Source organism: Pontibacter sp. 13R65, assembly GCF_047525655.1.
In the GTDB taxonomy this organism is placed as follows: Bacteria; Bacteroidota; Bacteroidia; order Cytophagales; family Hymenobacteraceae; genus Pontibacter.
In genome coordinates, this window is sequence record NZ_JBLIQL010000004.1 from 163786 (window position 1) to 186922 (window position 23137).

The following is a 23137-nucleotide window of genomic DNA, read 5'->3' on the forward strand; positions in this document are numbered from 1 at the left end:
ACAGAAAAAGCCGGCCCTACAGGTCGGCTTTTTTTATATTAATTCATAAAAGTGCGTGGGCACTTAGCATTATTTCTTATTTTCGGGGCTGAATTCAAATCTAGTTATGACGGATTATCGGAAGATAAACAACCTGGTTGGCTGGGTCGTGTTTTTTATTGCGACTGCAGTTTATGTTTTGACGCTGGAACCAACAGCAAGCTATTGGGATGCCGGTGAATTTATTGCCTGCTCCTACAAACTACTGGTGCCACACCCGCCCGGTGCCCCCTTTTACCTGCTGATCGGCCGTATGTTCTCGCTTTTCGCCAGCGATGTAACGCAGGTGGCCTGGTGGGTAAACCTACTCTCAGCCTTGTGCAGCTCTCTTACCGTACTTTTCCTTTTCTGGTCTATAACCATACTGGCCCGCAGAATACTGGTTAAAGAAGGCGAAGCAGTAGGAACAGGTAATCTGCTGCTTATAATGGGCAGCGGAGCCGTTGGAGCTCTTGCCTATACCTTTACCGATTCTGCCTGGTTTTCGGCTGTGGAGGCAGAGGTATATGCCATGTCGTCTTTCTTTACAGCTATTGTGTTCTGGGCCATGCTTCGCTGGGAAAACAAGGTAGGGGAGGCTTTATCAGATAAATGGCTTATCTTGATTGCTTACCTCATCGGGCTTTCCATTGGCGCTCACTTACTGAACCTGCTTACCATTCCGGCACTTGCCTTTATCTATTACTTCCGTTTATACAAGCCTAGCTTTTGGGGAGGTGTAGTCGCTTTTCTGGTAAGTGCAGTCATTGTAATTGCTATTCTGTGGGGCATAATTCCAGGTCTGCCTTCTCTGGCAGGTAACGTAGAGGTGTTCTTTGTTAATTCGCTTGGTTTGCCGTTTGGCTCCGGTATCATAGTATTTGTTATCTTGCTTATAGGGGCCATTATCTGGGGTATCCGCTATTCTATCGCCAAAGGCAACAGAGTACTAAACACGGCTATTTTATGCTTTGTGTTTATTTTGATAGGATATTCTTCTTACATGATTATCCCGATCAGGTCTGGTTACAATCCCACCATCGACGAAAATGACCCACAGGACATCTTGAGCTTTGTTGCTTACCTCAAGCGTGAGCAGTACGGTGATCGTCCGCTGCTTTATGGTCCGCAGTATAACGCACAGCCGGTAGACCAGGAGGAGGGTGCACCACGTTACGTAAAAGGTGCTAACAAATATGTTGTTACAGGCAAGAAGCTCACTTATGTATACGATAGCAAAGACAAGACTTTGATTCCGCGCATCTACAGCGATAAAAAGCAGGACCTGGAGGAGTACAAGAAATGGGTAAACATACAGGAGGGGCAGATGCCAAGCTTTGGGCAGAACCTGAGTTTCCTATTCCGTTACCAGCTCGGCCACATGTACTGGCGCTACTTCGGATGGAATTTTATAGGTCGTGAAGGCGATGTGCAGAACTCGGGTGTACTCTGGTTTAATAAAAACACCGGTGACCTGCCTGCCAAAGTGGCCAACAACAAAGCCCGTAACGCCTTTTACATGCTTCCGCTGCTTGTAGGTATCTTAGGGCTTATTTACCAGATCCGCAAAAAAGAACAGGATGCCTTTGTTGTTGGCCTGCTGTTCTTCTTTACCGGCATTGCCATAGCCTTGTACCTGAACCAGCCTCCGCTCGAACCAAGGGAGCGTGACTACACCTTTGCCGGCTCGTTCTATGCCTTCTCTATCTGGATAGGCCTGGGTGTGCTTGGGCTTGCCGATCTGCTGAAAACGGTGCTGAAAAACAATACAGCCAGAGCAGGAGTGGCTACCGCCATTTGCCTTGCCGCTCCCATTATACTGGCCGCTGAGGGCTGGGACGATCACGACCGTTCCGACCGTTACCACTCCGTGGATTCAGCCAAAAACCTGCTTGATTCGTGTGCTCCAAACGCCATTCTGTTTACCAACGGCGATAATGATACCTTCCCGCTGTGGTATGCACAGGAGGTAGAAGGTTACCGAACCGACGTGCGCGTAGCCGTGCTAAGCTACCTGAACACCGACTGGTACATAGACCAGATGCGTCGGCAGGCTTATAAATCGGAGCCATGGCCTGTAATACTCGAAAAAGAAAATTACCAGCAAGGTACAAACGACTACCTGCCGTATGCCGAAAAGGCACAAGTAGCGGCAGGTATGGATCTGAAGCAGTTCATTGGTCTTGTAAAACAGAACCATCCGGCTCTGCAGGCGCAGTATGGCTCCGGCACAACGCTGCTGACCTTCCCAACCAAGAACTTCTTCCTTAATGTAGATAAAGCCCATGTGCAGCGGCTGGGTTTTGTGCCGGCTGAAAAGCAGGAAAACATCACTGACCGTATGCAGTGGCGCCTTTCGCAGTCGCTACTGGAGAAGAAACACCTGATTATTCTGGACCTGCTGGCTAACGCCAACTGGGAAAGACCAATTTATTTCTCTACTACTGTAAACAGTGCCGATTTTATGGGGCTGTCGGAGTACTTTCAGCTCGAAGGCCTGGCGCACCGCATTGTGCCTGTTAAATTCTCTCAGGAAGAAGAAATCAGTAACATACACAAAGAAGTGATGTATGAAAACATGATGAAGAAGTACAACTTCAGGAACTTCGACCGCAAGGATATTTACTACGACGACAACTACTACCGGTTCTCGGCCAATGCCCGCGACAAGTTCAGCAAGCTGGCAGAAGCCTACCTGGCAGCTGGCGACAATGTTCGCGCAAAAGAAATTATAGATCACTGCTTTAAAGTAATGCCTTTCGAAACGGTTCCTTATGATTACTACACGCCTAATTTTATTCCGTTGCTGGCGGAGCTAGGTGAGGAGGAGCGTGCCAAACAGCTTCTGGAAGGCATCGTGAAATCATCGCAGGAGAATCTGGATTATTTTTTTGAGAAAGGTTCTTTGTTTGAAATGGAAATCCAGACCAACATGCTCATGATGCAACAAACCATAGCGGCGGCCCAGGAAATGGGCATGCAGGAAAGGGCCGTGGAGCTGCAGCAATCATTTATGCAATACCTGCAGCGCATGCGCCGTTAAACAAAGTAGTGAATTAAAGAGTAAAAGAGCCAGACTATGCAGTAGCTGGCTCTTTGATTTTATGGGTTGTATTCATAACTTGTTTTTGATGAAAATTGTAACCTTTCTTTCACTTTTGTTTTGTTTTGTGCTGGCTGGCTGCGGTACCAGCGTGCCTATGGAACAGATGACGGGTGGTGCTCCTATGCGGGCATCGGCTCCTGCCAGAAATGTGGCTCCACACGTTGCCATGGAGTACGACCATTATACAGCCAACGATACACTCTTCCTGTTCGTGAAATTTAACGATGCCCACCAGGTGCTGAATATGCAGCGTGTGGCGTCTCGGTTTGAGTACTCCGTAAGGCCTGGTGCTACTGAGCGCGATGCTGTACTTTTGCGCGACTCCATACAGGTGGCAGGGCAGCAGGCGACCAATACAGATGGTAGCCTGCTTGTAAGATTTAAAGTGCCGAGCAGGTATGTAGTTGCTCCAAATATTCTGCAGATGCGCCTTTGGCAGAAGACAGGAACACAAGGATCCACTTCCTCTTTTTATGTGATGCCCCTGCAACCCGATTTGCTTCGAAAAGATTTTATGCTGTTGCAGGGCAATGCCAACACGCCTTTGTTCCGGTCTTACCTAAAAGTGGGCGAGCCGCTGCAGGTGCAGTACTTTGGCCCAGACAGTACCCTGCAGGTACATGCCTATAACAACAATGCTATGCCTGCCCTGCCACCTATGTCTACCAGGCAGCCACCACCAATTAGTGCCTTGCAACCCTCCGATACTGCTGCTTTTAGCGTGGGCGACACCATCCGATTTCAGAACCCCGGTCTATATTTGTTAGACAATAGGAGAGGGGCTTCCGTGGGACTGCTGGTGCAGGAGGGCGCTTTTCCTCAGATAACCATGGCAAAAGAGATGCTGCCACCTCTCATCTACCTCACTACTTCTGAGGAACGAGAAATGATTATGAAAGCTAAAGACCCAAAGGCTGCCATAGACGATTTCTGGCTGAAGGTGGCACGCGATAAAGAAAATGCCCGCCAGCTCATCAGAACTTTTTATACGCGTGTAGAAGAGGCTAACCGCCGTTTTACCAGCCACAAAGAAGGCTGGGCCAGCGACAGAGGTATGGTATTTATTATCTATGGAAGGCCGAATAATGTTAGCCGTGTAGGCAACACAGAAGCCTGGATTTATCGTGAGTCGGCCTCTACACCTTATATAAAGTTCGTTTTTAATAAAAAAGAGAATAACTTTACCAACAATTACTACGAGCTGATACGGCGCCGCGAATACGAGGAGAACTGGTACAGCACAGTTTCAAAATGGAGAGCAGGAATAACAGAGAATATGTAAACCCCCGATACGGCAGCTCCAGAGCGCCCAAGGAAGACAAGATGGAAATGATTTTCGGGCTCAGGCCTATTATCGAAGCCATGCTTGCTGGAAAAGTAATGGAGAAAATTTTTCTTCAGAAGAGCGCCAGAAACCCGATGACGGATGAGATACTGGAGCTAGCCAAAAAAGCAGATGTTCCAGTGGCCGTTGTGCCAATAGAGAAACTGAATAAACTTACACGCAAGAACCACCAGGGTGCCGTTGCCTATATTTCGGCTATTACCTATTTGCCTTTAGCAGAGATTGTAACCTCTCTGTACGAAAAAGGAAAGAACCCGCTCCTGCTCATTCTGGACCGCGTAACAGATGTGCGTAATTTTGGCTCTATTGCCCGAAACGCTGAGTGTATGGGTGTAGATGCTATTGTAATTCCGAGCCGGGGTGGTGCGCAGGTAAACGCCGATGCCATTAAAACCTCTGCCGGTGCGCTGCACCTGGTGCCAGTCTGCCGCGAGCCCAACCTGAAAGAAGCCCTGGATTACCTTAAAAACTCCGGAATACAACTTGTGGCCTGTACCGAGAAAACAGACGTGATGCTGCCCGACAGCCAGGTTGATTTTACTGTGCCTACCGCCATTATAATGGGGAGCGAAGAAGACGGTATATCGCCGGAGTATTTGAAACGTGCCGATGCAAAACTCCGCATTCCGCTAATCGGGCAAATCGGGTCTTTAAACGTATCGGTTGCTACAGGTATAATTTTGTATGAAGTAATGAGTCACCGCCTTCGCGAATCTGGTTACTCCAACCTGAATACTTTTGAGCCTCGATAATTAGGGACAGACCCTAAGCCCATAAGGCATCGAATAGCCTCCGGGAGACCATTTTCATTCGAATAATTGCTTCTAATCAATAAGGAGCGTATATATAAAAAAGCCTCTGCAGAATGCTATCTGCAGAGGCTTTTTTGTTGAAAGATTGGAGGAGGGTTTAAATATACTCGGGGCCTCTTTTGGCTTTGGCATCAGCCATAAATTCCTTTACTTTTTGCTCTTCGTCTTTACGGCAGATCATAAGCACATTGTCGTATTCAGCTACAATATAATTCTCAAGACCCTGCACCACCACTAGTCGCTCTTTCGGCGTTTTTATGATACAGTCTTTGGTATTGTATAGCAACACGTCTCCATCTATTACATTGCCGTCTTTTTCTTTCTCGCCTATGGTGTACAGCGAGTTCCAGGTGCCCAGGTCAGACCAGCCGATGTCGGCCAACAGTACGTACACATTGTCTACTTTCTCCATAATGCCATAATCTATCGAGATGTTGCGGCACTGAGAATAAGCTCTGGCAATAAAATTGTTTTCTTCTGCAGTGTTTAGCACGTTATTACCTTCGTCAAACACCTCTGTAATTTCCGAAAGGTGCTGCCTGAAAGCATTCAAAATACTTCTGGCGCTCCAGATAAAGATGCCGGCGTTCCATACAAAATCGCCGCTATCGAGGAACATTTGTGCTAGTTCCAGGTTAGGCTTTTCGGTAAAGGTTTTTACCTTCTTAATGCCGGTGCTCTCGTTGTCGATGTACTGAATGTAACCATAACCTGTGTCGGGGCGGCTCGGCTGTATGCCCAGCGTAATAAGTATATCGTCTTTTGCGGCTGCCTGTAAGCCTTCTTTCACCACGCTGGTAAACACATCTTCTTTTAAAATAACATGATCAGAGGGCGTTACCACCAGGTTTGCTTCGGGGTTCAGGAGTGCAATCTTGTGTGAAGCATAGGCAATGCAGGGTGCCGTGTTGCGACCTACCGGCTCCAGCAATATCTGATTATCTGTTAGCTGTGGAAGCTGCTCTTTCACAAGCGCCTCATAGTCTTTGTTGGTGACTATAAAAATGTTTTCTGGAGGGCATATGTCTTTAAAACGCCTTGCCGTCATTTGGAGCATGCTCTCGCCTGTTCCTAAAACATCATGAAATTGTTTGGGGTAGTTTGTTCTGCTGAACGGCCAGAACCGGCTCCCAATGCCACCAGCCATAATGACTACAAAGGTGTTGTTATCCATAATTATACAAGTCCTTCTTTTAACAGATCGTGTAGGTGGACGAAACCTACGAATTTATCTTCGATAGTTACAACTAATTGTGTTATATTCTTCTCCTGCATAATAGCCATCGCCTCTGCCGCATACTGCTCCGGCTCAATAGTTCGGGGGGCCGGAGTCATAATATCAGCTGCGTGTATACCTTCTATGGAGTCGAAGTTGTTGAGCATACGGCGCAAATCACCATCCGTTATAATGCCTACCAGCTTATCGGTACCGGCGGTTACCACGGCCGTGGCTCCAAGCCTTTTAGACGATATCTCAATGATTATTTCTTTGAGAGAAGCCTGCTGGTGTACCTTAGGGGCTTGATTATGAACATAAATATCGCCAACTTTAAGATAGAGCCTTTTACCAAGTGAGCCTCCGGGATGCAGTGTGGCAAAATCTGCACTGCTAAAACCACGGGCCTCCAGCAGGCATACCGCCAGGGCATCGCCCAGGGCAAGTGCCGCTGTGGTGCTGGTGGTGGGTGCCAGGTTAAAAGGGCAGGCTTCCCGCTCTACGTGGGCTTTCAGTATAAAGTTAGCATTCAGGGCCAGGTAGGAGCCGGTATCGGATACCAGGGCGGCCAGCTGAGAGCCTTTCCTTTTTAGCAGGGGCACCAGTACTTTTATTTCGGGGGTATTGCCGCTTTTAGAGATGCAGATCACAAAGTCCTCTGACTGAATCATGCCCAGGTCGCCGTGAATGGCATCGGCAGCGTGCATAAAAAGGGCAGGCGTACCGGTAGAATTTAGAGTAGCCACTATTTTGGTGGCAATATGGGCACTCTTACCAATGCCTGTTACCACTACCCGGCCTTTTATCTGCAAAATAGCTTCAACGCATTTTACGAAAGATTCGTCGATAAAATCCACTAATTGAGCGATTGCACCGGCTTCTGCATGTAAGACTTTTTTTGCAGATAAAATGATGTTATTATTGAGATTCAATTTAAATTTGTGTTAAGGTCTCCTTAAAGGATACGTTGTAAATATTCATTTTTCGCCAGGGTACATGTCAATTAAACAAGAGGTAAACCTCAAAAACAAATTAAAGGAAGTTTTTGGGTATAATCAATTCAGAGGTAATCAGGAGCTGATAATAAACAATATTATCAACCGTAAGAATACATTTGTAATTATGCCCACAGGTGCAGGCAAGTCGTTGTGTTATCAACTGCCTGCTTTGTCACTTCCGGGAACTGCCATCGTTATTTCTCCCCTCATTGCCCTGATGAAAAATCAGGTGGACCAGCTTAATGCTTTTGGCGTAAATGCCCATTTCCTGAACTCTACGCTCTCTAAATCAGAGATTAACAGAGTGAAAAAAGAAACACTGGCAGGGGAGGTAAAGCTATTGTATGTGGCACCGGAGTCGCTTACCAAAGAGGAAACCATTGAATTTCTGCGCAGTGCCCAGATTACCTTTGTAGCCATTGACGAAGCGCATTGTATTTCGGAGTGGGGCCACGATTTCAGGCCGGAATACCGCCGCATCCGGGGCATTATCGACCAGATTGGCGACTTGCCGGTAATTGCCCTTACGGCCACTGCCACGCCTAAAGTGCAGCTCGACATACAGCGTAACCTGCAAATGGACGAAGCCTCAGTGTTTAAATCCTCCTTTAACCGCACTAACCTTTACTATGAGGTGCGGCCTAAGCACAATACCAAGAAGCAGCTTATACAATACGTGAAGAGAAACAAGGGAAAAAGCGGGATCGTATATTGCTTAAGCCGTAAGAAGGTGGAGGAAATTGCTGAGCTGTTGCGTGTTAACGATGTGAAGGCCCTGCCTTACCATGCCGGCCTTGACTCTAATGTACGGATGGCGAACCAGGATGCCTTCCTGAACGAAGAAGCAGACGTAATTGTAGCCACCATTGCCTTTGGTATGGGTATAGACAAGCCAGATGTTAGGTTTGTGATTCATTACGACACGCCAAAGTCTATAGAAGGATATTACCAGGAAACCGGACGTGCCGGTCGTGACGGTATGGAAGGTAATTGCCTGATGTTCTATAGCTACGATGATATTTTAAAACTCGAAAAGTTTAATAAAGATAAACCCGTAACCGAGCGCGATAACTCAAAGCTTTTGCTGCAGGAAATGGCCGCATACGCCGACTCAGCTGTTTGTCGTCGGAAGCAGTTGCTACACTACTTTGGCGAGGCATACGAAAAAGATTGTGGCTTCTGCGATAACTGCCTGCACCCGAAACCACGTTTTGAGGCACAGGAAGAAGTGCAGTTGGCTCTTAAAGCCGTTTACCTGACAGAGGAGCGCTTTGGTATAGATCATATTACGGCAGTAATAACCGGCTTACGAAACCAGTATACCACCAGCTACGACCACGATAAATTGGAGGTATTTGGCAAAGGTAAGGATCAGGATGCCCAGTTTTGGAGCTCCGTGTTGCGCCAGGTGCTGTTGTCTGAGTATTTAGAGAAAGATATTGAAAACTTCGGTGTAGTAAAAATGACGCAGAAAGGACATGACTTTATTCAAAACCCACATCCCATTCAGCTTACCAAGGACCATAACTACGAGCAGGAAGTGAAAGAGGACGAAGAGAAAGAAGAAACCCAGGCAGCCGCAGGTCATGACGAAGTGTTGTTCGATCTGCTGAAGAACTTGCGCAAAAAGCTGGCAAAAGAGAAAGACCTGCCACCTTATGTACTATTCCAGGACCCTTCGCTGAAAGAGATGGCTACCACGTACCCTACCAACCGCGAAGAACTGGCACAGATCGGTGGCGTGGGCATGGGCAAAGTGCAGAAGTTCGGCAAGCCTTTCCTCGACCTAATTAGCAAATACGTAGAAGAAAACGACATTGTAACGGCTTCTGACGTGGTAGTGAAGACTACTGTTAACAAGTCAAAGATCAAGATCTACATCATTCAGCAGATAGATAAGAAAGTAGACCTGGAGGAGATTGCCAGCTCCAAGGACCTGACCATGCAGGAACTGATAGAGGAGATTGAGCACATTTGTTACTCAGGCACTAAATTAAACCTGAACTACTACATCAATAACCTACTCGATGAGGAGCGCCAGGAGGAGGTGTATGAGTACTTTTTGCAGGCGAAAACCGATAACATAAACGATGCTCTAAAAGAATTGGGTACCGATGACTATACCGAAGAGGACCTGCGCCTGATGCGTATCAAGTTCCTTTCTGAGTATGCAAACTAAGTAAATTCATTATCTGCACAAAAGGAGGCTGTATGTACACAGCCTCCTTTTGTTTCTGATCGGCAGGAAGCTGCTAATATAAGACTTATGCCGCACCTGAGAGCAGGATAATAGGCAACTTGTAGGGCATCGGCCGTAATAAATAGTTAACTTTGTGCTATTGTCTTGCGCAGACAATAGTATTTTAAAATAGTAATCAGCAATCAAGCCATGAATGTATTAATTATTGGATCTGGTGCCCGTGAGCACGCTATTGCCTGGAAATTAAGCCAAAGTCAGTATTGTGAAAAAGTGTTTGTGGCACCAGGAAATGCCGGTACCGAAAAGTTTGGTACTACTGCCTGCGTAGACACGCATAACTTTGAGGAAGTTGCCAAGTTTGCCACCGATTTTAACGTCATGATGATTGTTGTGGGCCACGAAAATGCTCTTGTAGAAGGCATACACGACTATTTCCAGAGCACCGAATACCTGAAGCACATCCTGATTATTGGGCCACGCAAAGCTGGCGCCATGCTGGAAGGCAGCAAGGATTTCTGTAAAATGTTTCTGGAGAAGAATAATATTCCTACGGCGCGCTACGAAGCCTTTACCGAAGATACCTACCGTGAGGCTGTAGAATACCTGCGCAACCATTCGTACCCGGTAGTTATAAAGGCTGATGGCCTTGCTGCAGGCAAAGGAGTAATTATAGCGCAGACCTTTGACGATGCACTGGATGCATTGGAAGACCTATTGAAGAACAAGCGCTTTGGCAATGCCAGCAGCAAAGTAGTGATAGAAGAGTTTCTGGTAGGTATTGAAGTGTCTGTGTTTATTTTGACAGATGGAAAAGAATATATACTGCTTCCAGAGGCAAAAGACTACAAACGCATAGGAGAGGGAGACACCGGACTGAATACAGGAGGTATGGGCGCTATTTCGCCGGTGCCGTTTGCAGACGAGGTGTTTATGCAGAAAGTTAAAGATAAAGTTATTAATCCTACGCTTTCCGGTCTTCAAAAGGAGAACATTCCGTACACAGGCTTCCTGTTTATCGGCTTAATGAATGTAAATGGTGAGCCTTACGTAATTGAGTACAACGTGCGCCTTGGTGACCCAGAAACGGAAGCAATTCTGCCTCGCATAAAGTCAGATTTGTTTGATATGTTCTGCGCGCTGCACGAGCACAGACTGGGCAGCTTTAATCTGGAGATTGATCCGCGCACAGCAGCTACTGTGTTCCTTGTTTCTGGTGGTTACCCAGAAGGCTTTGAGAAAGGCAAAGAGATTACCGGTATCGAAAACGTTGCAGAAGATGTAATGGTGTTTCATGCCGGTACTAAAAAGTTAGGCGACAAGCTTACTAACAACGGAGGCCGCGTAATAGCCGTTACTGCCCTGGCCGATACCATGGATGAAGCACTTGCTAAGGCCAACGCCGCTGCCGAGAGCATTACATGGCAAGATCGCTACTACCGCCACGACATAGGATTCGATTTAAAACCAAGTAGCGTAATAAGGTAAAATAAAGTCGTAAGAGACAGAAGGTACCAGAACACGAAACTTTTAAATCAAAGCATTTGATACTTACTTCAAAACGACAAAGGCCGGTGCTAACACCGGCCTTTGTCGTTTTGAAGTAAAAGATGGATGAGGATCTATAGCTTTTTAGAGAAATAAACTTATTCAATCCCTCAATCAATCATTGAGTCATTCCACAAACTAGCAATATGCTTCGAAGGCTCCTTTAAGGTTGTCTACGATGCGGTGCAGCTCGTTGCCCTCAATGTGGTAACGCTCTATCATGTGCACCAACTCTCCGTTCTTAAACAGGGCAATTGAAGGTGAAGATGGAGGGTAAGGCAGCATGTGCTCACGTGCTTTGGCCACGGCATCTTGTTCCATGCCGGCAAACACTGTAACCAGTTTGGCGGGGCGTTTATCGCTGGCAGCTACGGCCATTTTTAAAGCAGGGCGGGCCTTGGCAGCTGCACAACCACATACAGAGTTAACGGCTACTAACACAGTGCCGCTATCAGTCCCTAATACTTGTTCTACTTCTTCGGCAGTCATGAGTTGCTCAAATCCGGCAGAAGTAAGATCCTCGCGGATAGGGGCTACCATATATTCAGGATACATTCCCATAAAATCAACAGTTTAAAGTATTTAATATTTGTCGCTACAAAAGTAGCAAATAATCCCTAATAATGCTTGCACGAATTCCGGGTCACCGTTATAAACAATTTGTTAAGAGCTTTAGCTAGAACAGGTTGTGCGCTTAGCTGCAGAACAGCTAAAAGAACATAAAAATTCCGGATAAGCCAGAGCTGCAGCAAAAGGCCGGGAATAAGATTAAAATAGCATATCATATAAAAATATATTCTTCAGCACACCTTAGAATAAATAACTTGGTTGTTGTTTTTCATTTCAATAGAAATTAAATATTGTTTGTTGTGTATATTTAAAAAGGTAAATTCATGCCTGTTGATTTCAGGCCACGCCCTTCCATATCTATTATGAGCCACCAATACCTTACAAACTCAAAACAAGCTAAATGTAAAAGAGTACTGTTGCTCCTGCTCCTTTCTTTTGTAATGAGCCTGAACCTGGTGCAGGCACAGGAGCAGCAGCAGCCCTATCAATCCATCTTTGGGCAGGACTCGACGAAGTGGACCATGATTCCCTTCGGATATTGCGACATTATTGTAACAGTACCTGTAGAAACACTTGGCAGTGCTGTAAAAGATGGGAAGGAGTATACCCGTGTGTCGAATGTACCACACGGCATAGAGAAAGAAGACTTTCTGGTACGGGAGGACGTGATAACAGGTAGAGTATGGATTTATGACCCTGTAGAAGACAACGAAATGCTGGTGATGGACATGACGCTCGAAGAGGGAGACAAGTTTGCATTCGCCAGTAAATTTGACGGAGACGTTGAAATTCAGGTCGAGAAGGTTTATTATGAAGATGGCCTCAAACATATTCGGTTCAGGAAATATGACATAACAGCTTCCGTATGCCTTAGGCTTGAACCAGCACCTTTCGAATTTATTGAGGGAACCGGGCCAACGGCCAGCATTTTCTATCCTTATTATTACTCTCGGGGCGGTAACACATCGGTATACGTCTTATGCCACTTCAAGGATGAGGAGCGGGTATACAGTGGAGAGTTAGGAAGCGGGGAGTGTTATATAACTGTAATGGGAACTGGTGAAGACGCTAAAGCCAAAACGACGGTGGAGCTTTATCCGAACCCTGCCACAGACGCGGCAAAGTTTACCTTTAATAACCCCAGGCAGGAGCAGGCAGAGCTGGTGCTCCTGGATGTGCTGTCGCGGCCTGTGCAGCGCCTGTCGGGTAGTGGCTCCGCGTTTATGCTCCGACTGCAGAGCATACCGGCTGGCGTCTATTTTTACAAGCTACGCCTGGGCAATAGGCAAGTAGCCTCCGGAAAGTTTATAAAACAATAAAAAAGAGGGCCACCAGCAAAGGGCTGTGTTGGGAGAGGCTGCTTTATTAAAGTTAAAACTGCAGGCGCAAGTAAGTTTAATGAGCCGAGAAGGCAATTCTTCTAATAAAAATAGCCTTCCGGAGGCTTTTCGGCTTACTTGTGCTCCAGGGTACGCTTTTCGTAATAGCCTTTGTGCCGCCAAAACAGAAAAGGCTGCCTATAGAGGCAGCCTTTTCTGTTTTATAATTTCGCTACAACATGCAGCGCAATATTCTTTAATTAAGCTGTAATGCCAGCTTCTTGTAAAGCTTTTACCATAGCTTCTCCGATTTCGGCCGGAGACTCTACTACATTGATGCCGCACTCACGCATGATCTTCATTTTAGCAGCAGCCGTATCGTCGGCTCCACCTACAATGGCACCAGCATGGCCCATACGACGACCAGCAGGAGCAGTTTGTCCGGCAATAAAGCCAACTACTGGTTTCTTGTTGCCGGTTTCCTGGATGTATTTAGAAGCCATGGCCTCATAGTTACCGCCAATCTCACCAATCATCACGATCGCATCTGTCTCAGGATCTTCCATCAGTAATTCTACTGCGTTTTTAGTTGGCGTTCCGATAATCGGGTCACCACCAATACCAATAGCAGTTGAAATACCAAGGCCTGCTTTTACAATCTGGTCAGCGGCCTCGTACGTTAAAGTACCAGACTTAGACACGATTCCGATGCGGCCTGGCTTAAACACGAAGCCCGGCATAATGCCTACTTTAGCCTCACCTGGCGTAATTACACCCGGGCAGTTAGGACCAATTAAGGTAACGGCTTTGTTTTTCAGGTAGTTTTTAGCAGCTACCATGTCTTTAACCGGAATACCTTCTGTAATGGCAACAATTACCGCTATGCCAGCATCAGCAGCTTCCATAATGGCATCAGCAGCAAAAGCCGGTGGCACAAAAATGATAGAAACGTTAGCGCCTGTTTGCTTTACAGCATCTGCTACAGTGTTAAAAACTGGTCGGTCGAGGTGCGAAGAACCACCTTTGCCCGGAGTTACACCACCAACTACGTTAGTGCCATACTCTATCATTTGCTGTGCGTGGAATGATCCTTCCGAGCCAGTGAAGCCCTGCACAATCACTTTGGAATCTTTATTTACTAAAACACTCATGTGTGTATCTTAATTAATTGATGTATAGACGATCTGACTAATAAGCGATGTGCAAAAATAGCCTTTTTTATGGGCCATGCAAAAAATACTTGATCCTAAATCCCTTCAGGCACCGGAACTCACTTACTGCGAGGCCCGTTCTTACAGTGGAGCCATATGGGCCAGGCACCGGGAACACAAAAAGGGCCAAGCCCTTATTAATACCTTTTTAGCTCCGGAAGGACATTTTGATTTGAATAATTTGACCAGACAGGCGCTGTCACTGGCTTTAAATTATTTAAATCAAAATGCCCTTCCAGCACCGTTTTTGCTTTATACAGAGGCAGGCTTAACTCTTTACATGCCAAGGCAGGGCCGGAAGCAGGGCATAAGTCTAATAATTCAAGATCAAACTATTACCTTTACATCAACATACAAAACTACCTTACATGAAGTATCTGAATCATATAACCGAGGCAATAGGTAACACTCCATTAGTTAAACTGAACAACGTTACCGCTGGCATAAAGGCCACTATACTTGCCAAGGTAGAGTACATGAACCCCGGCAATTCTGTAAAAGACCGCATGGCCATTAGAATGATTGAGGATGCCGAAAAGGCAGGTATTCTCAAGCCAGGAGGCACAATAATAGAAGGAACCTCCGGTAACACAGGCATGGGGCTGGCACTGGCAGCTGTAGCCAAAGGGTATAAATGCATATTTACGCTGTCTGATAAACAAGGGCAGGAAAAAATAAACATTCTCAAGGCCATGGGGGCCGACGTAATTGTGTGCCCTACCGATGTTACACCCGACGATCCGGAGTCGTACTATTCTGTAGCCAAGCGCCTGAACAAAGAAATTCCGAATTCTTTTTACCCGAACCAATACGACAACCTGTCCAATACAGCGGCACATTATGCCACTACCGGGCCGGAGATATGGGACCAGACAAGCGGTGAAATTACCTACTTTGCAACCGGAGTGGGAACAGGTGGCACAGTGTCTGGTATCTCTAAGTACCTGAAGGAAAAGAACCCAGCTTTGGTAACTGTTGGCATCGATACGTATGGCTCAGTTTTTAAAAAATACAAAGAGACCGGCATTTTTGATGAAAAAGAAATTTACCCTTATGCTACAGAAGGCATAGGCGAAGATATTCTGCCCAAAAACGTGGATTTTGACCTGATCGATACTTTTATTAAAGTCTCTGACAAAGACGGTGCTGTAATGACACGCCGCCTGGCCCGCGAAGAAGGACTTTTTGTTGGCTGGTCATCAGGATCGGCGGTACATGGCGCTTTGGAGTATGCCCGTGAGCATCTCACTGAAAAAGATACTATGGTGGTGCTGCTGCCAGACCATGGCACCCGTTACCTGGCCAAAATTTACAACGACGACTGGATGCGATCTAAAGGATACATTGATTAAGCCTGTTCGATTCTGCTATCTATTTGAAAGCCTGAAACTTATTTTCAGGCTTTTTTAATTATCTTACATTGCCCCTGTTATTTTACTGGAGCTGTAGGCCGATATTGGCTATGAGCTTTTACAAAACTGCTGAAAGAACGTGCGGCTGATATTATTTTGTAACCCGGAGCCTTAACATCCGCAGACTTTACAGCAGGCAATATGGGAGCTATAAAAAGGAAAGACTTTCAGAGTTTATTTTATAATTTCCTTTTCAGCGTCTTAACGCACAAGGCTTTCGATGGGCCGATTGTTAATTTTACTACTGAAGTTAATGAAGATTGTTTAGTTTTGCTTTTGAAGGACAATGGCATGAGAGCGGGGCGACCCGGGAAAAAATATAAGCTGTTGCACCTTTTTGAGGCGATTGGATGAGCATGTAAAGGGAATCGAATTGAGATTTGCATGTTTAAACAAATTGTGGATAACTACAAGGGGCAAATAGACGTAGCCTCAAAAGTTAGGAGAGGTACAATCTTTAAACTTTATTTTCTTAGGGAAATAGCGAGGGCTCGATTTTAATAGTTACTATGAGAAAATTATCAGGTATTTTACTTATCGATGACGATGATACAACCAATTTCCTAAACCAGCGACTGCTGGAGCGAATGCAGGTGTCTGATCAAATCCGAACATTCGTGAACGGGAAACAGGCATTTGATTATCTGTACAATGTGAGTAACCACAATTACGATGTCTCCAACGCAAACTATTTTGAGCCGGAGCTTATTTTCCTGGATATCAACATGCCGGTAATGGATGGTTTTGAGATGCTGGAACTCTACGAGCGCCTGGATGAAAGCTTCCGGAGCAGAATTGTGATGACAGTGCTCACCACCTCTACCCACCCGCATGACACAGCCAGTTCTACCAATTACGCCGCCGAGTACCTTACCAAGCCTTTAACCGTAGAAAAGGTGAACATGCTCTTTGACAAATACTTTAAAGAAGAGCCTTCTACTGAAGAGTAGTTAAATCGGAGTAGCAAACAAAGTACTAGGTAGGCTTAGGCCATCGGATCTAAATATGCCTCCGGAAGGCCATTTTCATTAGCAGAATTGGTTCCGGTTGCCATAGCGCAGCTGCTCCGGCGGGTAACTCAAAACGAAAACCCAAAGCTTGACTTAACCGCCAGGTGAAGCATTACCCCGATGCCCGCCAGCAGCAGCCCGAGTGCTATGAGCTTATCTATATGGTTTTTGGGTGGATACCTCTGCTTAATAATGTTTCCGCCGATGGCTCCAACAGCAAAACCGGCAATTATTGGCAAACTGCGGCTCCAGAAGATGTTACCAATCAGGTAATGGCTGACAAAGCCAGTAAAACTGGTAATGACCAGAATAAAAAGCGACGTAGCGGTTGCGACCTGGTAGGGCATCCGGAACAACTTTATCATGATGGGAGTTTGCAGAAACCCACCTCCAATGCCGAACAACCCAGCCACTACGCCGGATATAAACCCGAAGATTGCCACCAACCCTACATTCAGGCGATAAGCCATTTTTTTAACTCTGTTCTTCCGGATAAAAGAAGTGGGTGCACTTCTGATGTGGTACATCAGGCCAGAGTGCTTGGGTGGCTCCTGTAGGCGCTTGCTACAGAGCAGAAGCACACCGATAATCGTTACAAATACCGAAAATATAAACTGCAGCTGAAACACCGGCAGGGCAGCCACCAGAAAGGCTCCCAGCACGGTACCTGCCACAGCCGGAAGCTGAATAAGTGTGCCCACCAGGTAATCGATGCTTTTGTCGCGGAGGTTAAAAACCGAGGCAATAATGGAAGCCGGCACAAGGGCCGACATGGTAGAGCCAATGGCAATTTCGATGTTGTAGCCAAAAAAGATGATCAGCACCGGCACCATAAACACGCCACCGCCAAACCCGATGATCGTGCCGAACCCACTTACCAGAATTCCAATAAGAAAAATAAAGAAAACCTCCATCTGTTGCTGCGCCAGTGCTTAAAAGAATTGAGAATGACTGAATGAGTGGTTGAGTGCATGATATTATAATGTTAACTTAATATCCATTCAACCACACTTTATTAGCTCATTCAGATACCTTCACAAACTCAAACCTGTCGCCATTAAACAGGCCTTTGTCGCTTAATTTCAGAGAGGGAATCACCAGCAGTGCCATAAACGATAAGGTCATGAACGGGGAAGCTAACTGGCTGCCCATGTCTTTGCTCATCTGGTCTATGGCTGCATAAGCCTCGGCCACCTCATAACCGTTTTCTGCCGACATAATGCCTGCCACAGGCAAGGGCAATAATTGCTCTTTAGCACCATCTATGGCAGCAACACCTCCTTTGGCCTGAATCACCAGGTTTACGGCGCGGCAAATGCTTTCGTCGTCTACACCTACGGCTATAATGTTATGCGAGTCGTGGCCTACAGATGAGGCTAGCGCACCTCGTTTCAGGCCCGTGTTTTTGATAAAGGCCACGGCAGGCTCCGTGTTCTGGTAGCGGTTCACCACTGTCAGCTTCAGTACGTCCTGTTCAGTGTCTGAAACAATGTTTCCATTATTTATTTTTGGTTCGGCCCAGCTTTCTTTCGTAATCAGTTGCCCGTCAAAAGCCTCTATTACCCTAATACGCGAGGCAGCAGCTATCGCAAACTGTTCGGGCGTTTTGAGTTCAGTATTGAAGTTGTTGATTTCTTCGCTGGTGCTAAACTCAATTTTAGTTTGTCCCTGTTCCGCTACCAGATTTCCATTTATGTAGGTGGCTGTTACGTTAAAATCCTCTAGGTTATCTACCATAATAAAGTCGGCCGGATCCTGCTGGCGCAGCAGGCCTACTTCCAGTTTGTAATGGTGCACAGGGTTAAGGCAGGCAGCGTGTAGCACGTGGAACAAATTGTGTCCTTTGGCCAGCGCCCGTTTCACGAGGAGGTTCAGGTGCCCTTCTACCAGGTTGTCGGGGTGTTTATCGTCGGAGCAGAACATAATGCGGTCGGAGTAGTCGGCGAGCAGCGGAATAAGGGCCTCAAAGTTTTTAGCTGCACTGCCCTCTCTTATCAGAATTTTCATGCCGACAGCCAGCTTGTCGAGGGCCTCTTCAGCGGTAAAGCATTCGTGGTCGGTGCTGATACCTGCTTCAGCATACTGCCGCGCCTGTTCCCCGCGCAGGCCAGGTGCATGGCCGTCTACCGCTTTGCCGTATTGGTGGGCAAGGGCAATTTTCTCCATCACGGAAGTATCGCGGTTCAATACTCCGGGCCAGTTCATCATTTCGGCCAGGTATTTTATTTCGTCACGCTTAAAGAGGGCTTCTATGTCGGCAGCGGATATTTCGGCTCCGGCTGTTTCGAAAGGCGTGGCCGGTACACAGGATGGAGCGCCAAAATAGAACTTAAAAGGTACTTTCCTTCCGTTCTCAATCATATATTCTACCCCCTTTACACCCAGTACATTCCCGATTTCATGCGGGTCCGATACGGTAGCCACGGTGCCATGCACCACGGCCAGGCGGGCAAACTCCGAGGGTACCAGCATAGAGCTCTCTACGTGTACGTGGGCATCTACAAAGCCCGGCAGTATATATTGTGTGGCAGCAGTGGCTTCACGAACTATTTTTTGGATCAGGCCGTTAGCAACATGAACCGTGCCTTCGTAAATTTCCTGCTGGTGCAGGTCAATAATGCGTCCGCTAACCGAAAAGTTTGTTTGCATGGTCGAAAAAGGGTAATGTGATAAAATGACGTGAGGTAGGTCTTAAACCCGTAATTTACTTTATATTTGCATTAAAATTAGTCGTTTTGAGAAAGATAATTTCCTATGTGGTGCTGGCCGCGTTTCTGGCCACAGGTCCGCTGGCAGGCTGTTCCACAAAAACCCCTCAGCAAAAAAAGACGGCTGCTTATCAGAAGAAGAGCAAGCGTGGTAAAAACGTGCCTTGCCCTTGTGACTCTAACTAAATTCTACGCTGCACTTTATGAAAAAAATTGTGATCGCGATCGATGGCTATTCTTCCTGTGGTAAAAGTACTACCGCTAAAAGAGTTGCCGCCGAGCTTGGTTATGCCTATATCGATACGGGAGCTATGTATCGGGCTGTTACGCTGTATTTCCTCGAGAACCACGTTTCTTTCACCAATCCCAAAGAAATAAGCAAAGCCCTCGCCAGTATTGAGGTTTCGTTTCACTACAATCCAAGGGCCAAACGAAACGAAGTGTACCTCAATAACCTGAACGTAGAAGATGAGATACGGAAAATGTACATCTCGAACCAGGTAAGCGAGGTAAGCGTGTTGGTAGAAGTGCGCCGTGCCATGGTGGCGCAGCAGCAGAAAATGGGCCGCAAGCGAGGTGTGGTGATGGATGGACGCGACATAGGGACAGCCGTTTTTCCGGATGCAGAGGTGAAAATTTTTATGACAGCCGATGTAGACACCCGCGCAAAAAGAAGGCAGCAGGAGCTGCTAGAGAAAAAACAGTTGGTAAACCTGGACGAGATAAGAGACAACCTGCTGAAGCGCGACCTGATTGACTCTACGCGCGCCGAGAGCCCCTTACGCCGCGCTGAAGACGCTTACCTGCTCGATACATCGTATATGATGATCGACGAGCAGGTGGAGTTTGTGTTGAATAAGGTGGCCTCCAAAGTGCTGGTTGATGATTTTTCTGAGTAAAAGAGTATTTTGTAGAAATGAACGTAACAATTGATAAGAATTCCGGCTACTGTTTTGGTGTAGAGTTTGCCATTCAGATGGCGGAAGACGAAATGGAGCACGCACCGGAGCTTTATTGCCTGGGCGACATTGTACACAATGGCATGGAAGTGCAGCGGCTTTATGCCAAAGGCCTCCGGATTATAGACCGGGAGCAGCTAAAGCAGCTTCACGATTGTAAAGTGCTTATTCGTGCACACGGCGAGCCGCCGGAGACCTATCAGTTAGCACTCGAAAACAACATAGAACTTATTGATGCCTCCTGCCCGGTGGTGCTTAAGCTGCAGAACCGTGTAAAGCACGCCTTCGACTCAATTCAAAAAGATGCCGGCCAAATCGTGATTTACGGCCAGGTAGGGCACGCCGAGGTTATCGGCCTAACAGGCCAGACAGGCGATGAAGCTATTATAGTTACAGTAGAAGAAGACCTTGAAAAAATAGACTTTACGCGCCCTGTTACTCTTTTCAGCCAGACCACTAAAAGTACCAAAGGTTTTTACCACATAAAAGCCCTGATAGAAGAGCGCATTCGGCAGGCGAACCAGGATAGCACCTTACCCGCCTTCGATGCCAACGACAGCATTTGCCGGCAGGTGTCGAACAGGGAGCCGCAGCTGGCCCGCTTCTCTACCGAGCACGACGTAATTGTGTTTGTGAGCGGTAAAAAGAGCTCTAACGGGAAAGCCTTGTACAGTGTGTGCAAACAAAACAACCCGAATAGCTATTTTGTAGAGAACGAGCAGGAGCTACAGAAAGAGTGGTTTGAGCAGGCCGAAAGCGTAGGCATTTGCGGCGCCACCTCCACCCCCATGTGGCTTATGCAACAGGTTTCGGATGGTATTTATGCTTTTAACACAGAAGTAGTATAACATTAGGTTACTTGTAAGGCATTTTGCCGCCTGTTTACTGCATTTTAACCATATGCTTAGTACCTTTAGGCTTTGCAATCGCAAAGCCTTTTCTTTTTCAATCTTACCATGGCACGCTTCTTTCGTTACTTCCTGAACGGACTTTTAATTGTTGCACCTCTTACTATCACCATCTGGATTGTGGTGGCCGTTATAGACTGGCTCGATAGCATGATTGACCTGGGAGTGCCCGGTCTGGGTATCCTGCTGATGGTGCTGTTGATTACCTTCGTAGGCTTTATCGGGTCCTTCTTTTTTGTGAAGCCGCTGTTTGTGGTAGGAGAGCGGCTGTTGAACAAGGTGCCACTAGTGAGCATTATCTACTCGAGCATAAAAGACCTGTTCGATGCCTTTGTGGGCGACAACCAGAAGTTTAATAAACCGGTGATGGTAAAAATGACCGAAGCTTCCGATAATTTTAAGATGGGCTTTGTAACGCAGGAAGATTTTCATTCGATCACCCTGGATGATCGGGTGGCTGTTTACTTTCCTCACTCTTATAACTTTTCGGGAGAGCTATTCATCGTGCCCCGGAAAAATGTGGTCTTCCTCGACCTGCCAAGCTCCGATGTTATGAAATTTGTGGTATCGGGCGGAGTATCTAAACTCTAGCAGTTCCGTATGGCATAAGAACCTCCCGTAAGCCACATACCCTGGTCGCTTTTTAGTTGAAAAATGCTCCGGAAGGGCAAATTCATTTAAATAATTTCTCCAGCACATATGCCTTTTCTGTACCTCCATAAGTCGCGGCTGCATTACCGGGTACTGGGCCGGGGCAGCAAAGTTATGCTGGCGTTTCATGGGTACGGGCAAACAAGTGCTTATTTTCTGCCCATGGAACAGGCGCTGGGGGAGGAGTACACCATTTTCGCTTTCGACTTATTTTTTCATGGCAAAAGCAGCCTTCAGAAAAACCTGGTGCCGCTCTCTAAAGAGCACCTGCGCGACCTGATGCTGCAGCTGCTGGCGCAGGAAGGGGTGCAAAGCTTTTCGCTGATGGGCTACAGCATGGGCGGCAAGTTTGCGCTGGCCCTGGTGGAGCAAATGCCGGAACGGGTAAAAGACCTGCACCTGATCGCCCCCGATGGCATCCAGACCAATTTCTGGTACAACATGGCCACCTACCCAGGCTGGATGCAGCAGCTCTTTAAACGCACCGTGCTAAAGCCGACTCCTTTTTTTCGTTTCCTGAAGCTGATGCACCGGCTAAAACTGGTTGGCAAAGGGTTGCTGCGCTTTGCCCGGCACCAGATGGATACCCGGCAAAGGCGACTGCGCGTGTATCGCAGCTGGATCGGCTTTAAGCATTTACAGTTCGATATTCAAGATATCATCAGCAACATAAACAGGCACCATTTGCCCGTAACGGTTTATTTGGGGCAGTTCGATAAGGTAATTGCTCCCAAACGATTTGAAACTTTTGTAGAGGCTCTGGACCAGGGCAGGCTGGAAATGCTGCAGACCGGACACACGCACCTGCTGCAGGAGGTGGCAAAGCTACTTCAGCAAAGGAGGCAAGGCTTGGTAAGCGAAACCTGAACCTGCTCAGTGTAAATGAACCCTGCCTGTTCAAAGCCTGGTTTTGCCTCCGGAAGGCTCTTTTTATTAGCAGAATTGGTTGTTGATTATTGATCTAAGGCTTTGGATACTCTTTTCTGCCTCTTATCTGTTAACTAAATGATGGTCTAGCATCTAATATCTAAATTTTATCAACTTCCACCAGAAGGCTTTTTTAGAACAAGTAAACCCGGCGATATTTAACCCAAATTGGCAAAGCATTCCGGAATTCTGTTTCTTTGCCCCCTAAACGATAAACTACAT

19 protein-coding genes and 1 pseudogene are annotated in these 23137 nt (G+C 46.7%); 14 read left to right on the forward strand and 6 right to left on the reverse strand.

Translation table 11 applies throughout. The annotated features are described in order from the left end of the window. Nucleotides 1–106 precede the first annotated feature (106 nt). The 3 genes from ACMA1I_RS06760 to rlmB all read left to right on the forward strand — a co-directional run bounded on the left by ACMA1I_RS06760 (nucleotide 107) and on the right by rlmB (nucleotide 5221). Complete coding sequence (locus ACMA1I_RS06760; protein ID WP_337067537.1) at nucleotides 107–3061, forward strand: DUF2723 domain-containing protein; 2955 nt, start codon at nucleotides 107–109, stop codon at nucleotides 3059–3061. Nucleotides 3062–3149: 88 nt separating this feature from the next. Continuing rightward, nucleotides 3150–4406: a GWxTD domain-containing protein gene (locus ACMA1I_RS06765; protein WP_337067538.1), complete on the forward strand. Its 1257-nt coding sequence runs from the start codon at nucleotides 3150–3152 to the stop codon at nucleotides 4404–4406. After that, nucleotides 4376–5221 (forward strand): 23S rRNA (guanosine(2251)-2'-O)-methyltransferase RlmB, encoded by an 846-nt coding sequence (rlmB, locus tag ACMA1I_RS06770; protein ID WP_337067539.1) that lies wholly within the window; start codon nucleotides 4376–4378, stop codon nucleotides 5219–5221. The genes ACMA1I_RS06765 and rlmB overlap by 31 nt, the downstream gene beginning before the upstream one ends. A gap of 157 nt (nucleotides 5222–5378) precedes the next feature. On the opposite strand, the gene ACMA1I_RS06775 is transcribed toward rlmB, so the two are convergent. Next, nucleotides 5379–6455 carry a mannose-1-phosphate guanylyltransferase gene (locus ACMA1I_RS06775; protein ID WP_337067540.1) on the reverse strand — a complete coding sequence of 359 codons (1077 nt, stop codon included), beginning with the start codon at nucleotides 6453–6455 and terminating at the stop codon, nucleotides 5379–5381. Between the two features lie 2 nt (nucleotides 6456–6457). Continuing rightward, nucleotides 6458–7429 carry a KpsF/GutQ family sugar-phosphate isomerase gene (locus tag ACMA1I_RS06780; RefSeq protein ID WP_337067541.1) on the reverse strand — a complete coding sequence of 324 codons (972 nt, stop codon included), beginning with the start codon at nucleotides 7427–7429 and terminating at the stop codon, nucleotides 6458–6460. A gap of 64 nt (nucleotides 7430–7493) precedes the next feature. Between ACMA1I_RS06780 and recQ the strand changes: the two genes are divergently transcribed. Together recQ and purD are read left to right on the forward strand one after the other, a co-directional pair. Further along, nucleotides 7494–9674: a DNA helicase RecQ gene (gene recQ, locus ACMA1I_RS06785; RefSeq protein ID WP_337067542.1), complete on the forward strand. Its 2181-nt coding sequence runs from the start codon at nucleotides 7494–7496 to the stop codon at nucleotides 9672–9674. 210 nt (nucleotides 9675–9884) lie between these two features. Continuing rightward, the gene (gene purD / locus ACMA1I_RS06790; protein WP_337067543.1) at nucleotides 9885–11180 is read left to right on the forward strand and encodes a phosphoribosylamine--glycine ligase; all 1296 of its coding nucleotides are present in this window, start codon (nucleotides 9885–9887) and stop codon (nucleotides 11178–11180) included. A gap of 198 nt (nucleotides 11181–11378) precedes the next feature. On the opposite strand, the gene ACMA1I_RS06795 is transcribed toward purD, so the two are convergent. After that, entirely contained in the window at nucleotides 11379–11795 is a 417-nt protein-coding gene (locus ACMA1I_RS06795; protein ID WP_337067710.1) for a BrxA/BrxB family bacilliredoxin, read from the reverse strand. 338 nt (nucleotides 11796–12133) lie between these two features. Here ACMA1I_RS06795 and ACMA1I_RS06800 point away from each other — a divergent pair, with 338 nt between their 5' ends. Beyond that, on the forward strand, nucleotides 12134–13129 hold the full coding sequence (locus ACMA1I_RS06800; protein ID WP_337067544.1) for a T9SS type A sorting domain-containing protein: 996 nt from the start codon (nucleotides 12134–12136) through the stop codon (nucleotides 13127–13129). A gap of 260 nt (nucleotides 13130–13389) precedes the next feature. Here the strand turns inward: ACMA1I_RS06800 and sucD are convergent, their stop codons facing one another. Further along, complete coding sequence (sucD, locus tag ACMA1I_RS06805; RefSeq protein ID WP_337067545.1) at nucleotides 13390–14280, reverse strand: succinate--CoA ligase subunit alpha; 891 nt, start codon at nucleotides 14278–14280, stop codon at nucleotides 13390–13392. 76 nt (nucleotides 14281–14356) lie between these two features. On the opposite strand from sucD, the gene ACMA1I_RS06810 reads away from it, so the two are divergent. The 3 genes and pseudogenes from ACMA1I_RS06810 (at nucleotide 14357) to ACMA1I_RS06820 (ending at nucleotide 16702) form a co-directional block, all read left to right on the forward strand. Further along, nucleotides 14357–14746 carry a hypothetical protein gene (locus ACMA1I_RS06810; protein WP_337067546.1) on the forward strand — a complete coding sequence of 130 codons (390 nt, stop codon included), beginning with the start codon at nucleotides 14357–14359 and terminating at the stop codon, nucleotides 14744–14746. Continuing rightward, nucleotides 14709–15689, forward strand: a pseudogene (locus ACMA1I_RS06815) (PLP-dependent cysteine synthase family protein); the annotation flags it as partial. The gene ACMA1I_RS06810 and the pseudogene ACMA1I_RS06815, both read left to right, overlap by 38 nt. Before the next feature lie 572 nt (nucleotides 15690–16261). Further along, on the forward strand, nucleotides 16262–16702 hold the full coding sequence (locus tag ACMA1I_RS06820) for a response regulator (RefSeq protein ID WP_337067547.1): 441 nt from the start codon (nucleotides 16262–16264) through the stop codon (nucleotides 16700–16702). A 128-nt stretch (nucleotides 16703–16830) separates the two neighbouring features. On the opposite strand, the gene ACMA1I_RS06825 is transcribed toward ACMA1I_RS06820, so the two are convergent. Then, entirely contained in the window at nucleotides 16831–17676 is an 846-nt protein-coding gene (locus ACMA1I_RS06825) for a sulfite exporter TauE/SafE family protein (RefSeq protein ID WP_337067548.1), read from the reverse strand. 106 nt (nucleotides 17677–17782) lie between these two features. After that, entirely contained in the window at nucleotides 17783–19411 is a 1629-nt protein-coding gene (gene ade / locus ACMA1I_RS06830; protein ID WP_337067549.1) for an adenine deaminase, read from the reverse strand. Nucleotides 19412–19497: 86 nt separating this feature from the next. Here ade and ACMA1I_RS06835 point away from each other — a divergent pair, with 86 nt between their 5' ends. The 5 genes from ACMA1I_RS06835 to ACMA1I_RS06855 all read left to right on the forward strand — a co-directional run bounded on the left by ACMA1I_RS06835 (nucleotide 19498) and on the right by ACMA1I_RS06855 (nucleotide 22855). Further along, nucleotides 19498–19656: a hypothetical protein gene (locus tag ACMA1I_RS06835; RefSeq protein ID WP_187270023.1), complete on the forward strand. Its 159-nt coding sequence runs from the start codon at nucleotides 19498–19500 to the stop codon at nucleotides 19654–19656. A 17-nt stretch (nucleotides 19657–19673) separates the two neighbouring features. After that, nucleotides 19674–20369, forward strand: a complete 696-nt coding sequence (gene cmk, locus ACMA1I_RS06840) for a (d)CMP kinase (RefSeq protein WP_337067550.1) — start codon at nucleotides 19674–19676, stop codon at nucleotides 20367–20369. 17 nt (nucleotides 20370–20386) lie between these two features. After that, nucleotides 20387–21277: a 4-hydroxy-3-methylbut-2-enyl diphosphate reductase gene (locus ACMA1I_RS06845; RefSeq protein ID WP_337067551.1), complete on the forward strand. Its 891-nt coding sequence runs from the start codon at nucleotides 20387–20389 to the stop codon at nucleotides 21275–21277. A gap of 108 nt (nucleotides 21278–21385) precedes the next feature. Beyond that, nucleotides 21386–21928, forward strand: coding sequence for a DUF502 domain-containing protein (locus ACMA1I_RS06850; protein WP_337067552.1), 543 nt, complete (start codon nucleotides 21386–21388; stop codon nucleotides 21926–21928). Nucleotides 21929–22036: 108 nt separating this feature from the next. Beyond that, a complete protein-coding gene (locus ACMA1I_RS06855; RefSeq protein ID WP_337067553.1) occupies nucleotides 22037–22855 on the forward strand; it encodes an alpha/beta hydrolase in 819 nt (272 codons plus the stop codon). Nucleotides 22856–23137 lie beyond the last annotated feature (282 nt).

Coding starts and splice junctions, on each gene's coding strand:
- ACMA1I_RS06760 (WP_337067537.1), top strand. CDS start 107: ATGACGGATTATCGGAAGATAAACAACCTGGTTGGCTGGGTCGTGTTT.
- ACMA1I_RS06765 (WP_337067538.1), top strand. CDS start 3,150: ATGAAAATTGTAACCTTTCTTTCACTTTTGTTTTGTTTTGTGCTGGCT.
- rlmB (WP_337067539.1), top strand. CDS start 4,376: ATGGAGAGCAGGAATAACAGAGAATATGTAAACCCCCGATACGGCAGC.
- ACMA1I_RS06775 (WP_337067540.1), bottom strand. CDS start 6,455: ATGGATAACAACACCTTTGTAGTCATTATGGCTGGTGGCATTGGGAGC.
- recQ (WP_337067542.1), top strand. CDS start 7,494: ATGTCAATTAAACAAGAGGTAAACCTCAAAAACAAATTAAAGGAAGTT.
- purD (WP_337067543.1), top strand. CDS start 9,885: ATGAATGTATTAATTATTGGATCTGGTGCCCGTGAGCACGCTATTGCC.
- ACMA1I_RS06795 (WP_337067710.1), bottom strand. CDS start 11,795: ATGTATCCTGAATATATGGTAGCCCCTATCCGCGAGGATCTTACTTCT.
- ACMA1I_RS06800 (WP_337067544.1), top strand. CDS start 12,134: ATGCCTGTTGATTTCAGGCCACGCCCTTCCATATCTATTATGAGCCAC.
- sucD (WP_337067545.1), bottom strand. CDS start 14,280: ATGAGTGTTTTAGTAAATAAAGATTCCAAAGTGATTGTGCAGGGCTTC.
- ACMA1I_RS06810 (WP_337067546.1), top strand. CDS start 14,357: ATGCAAAAAATACTTGATCCTAAATCCCTTCAGGCACCGGAACTCACT.
- ACMA1I_RS06820 (WP_337067547.1), top strand. CDS start 16,262: ATGAGAAAATTATCAGGTATTTTACTTATCGATGACGATGATACAACC.
- ACMA1I_RS06825 (WP_337067548.1), bottom strand. CDS start 17,676: ATGGAGGTTTTCTTTATTTTTCTTATTGGAATTCTGGTAAGTGGGTTC.
- ade (WP_337067549.1), bottom strand. CDS start 19,411: ATGCAAACAAACTTTTCGGTTAGCGGACGCATTATTGACCTGCACCAG.
- cmk (WP_337067550.1), top strand. CDS start 19,674: ATGAAAAAAATTGTGATCGCGATCGATGGCTATTCTTCCTGTGGTAAA.
- ACMA1I_RS06845 (WP_337067551.1), top strand. CDS start 20,387: ATGAACGTAACAATTGATAAGAATTCCGGCTACTGTTTTGGTGTAGAG.
- ACMA1I_RS06850 (WP_337067552.1), top strand. CDS start 21,386: ATGGCACGCTTCTTTCGTTACTTCCTGAACGGACTTTTAATTGTTGCA.
- ACMA1I_RS06855 (WP_337067553.1), top strand. CDS start 22,037: ATGCCTTTTCTGTACCTCCATAAGTCGCGGCTGCATTACCGGGTACTG.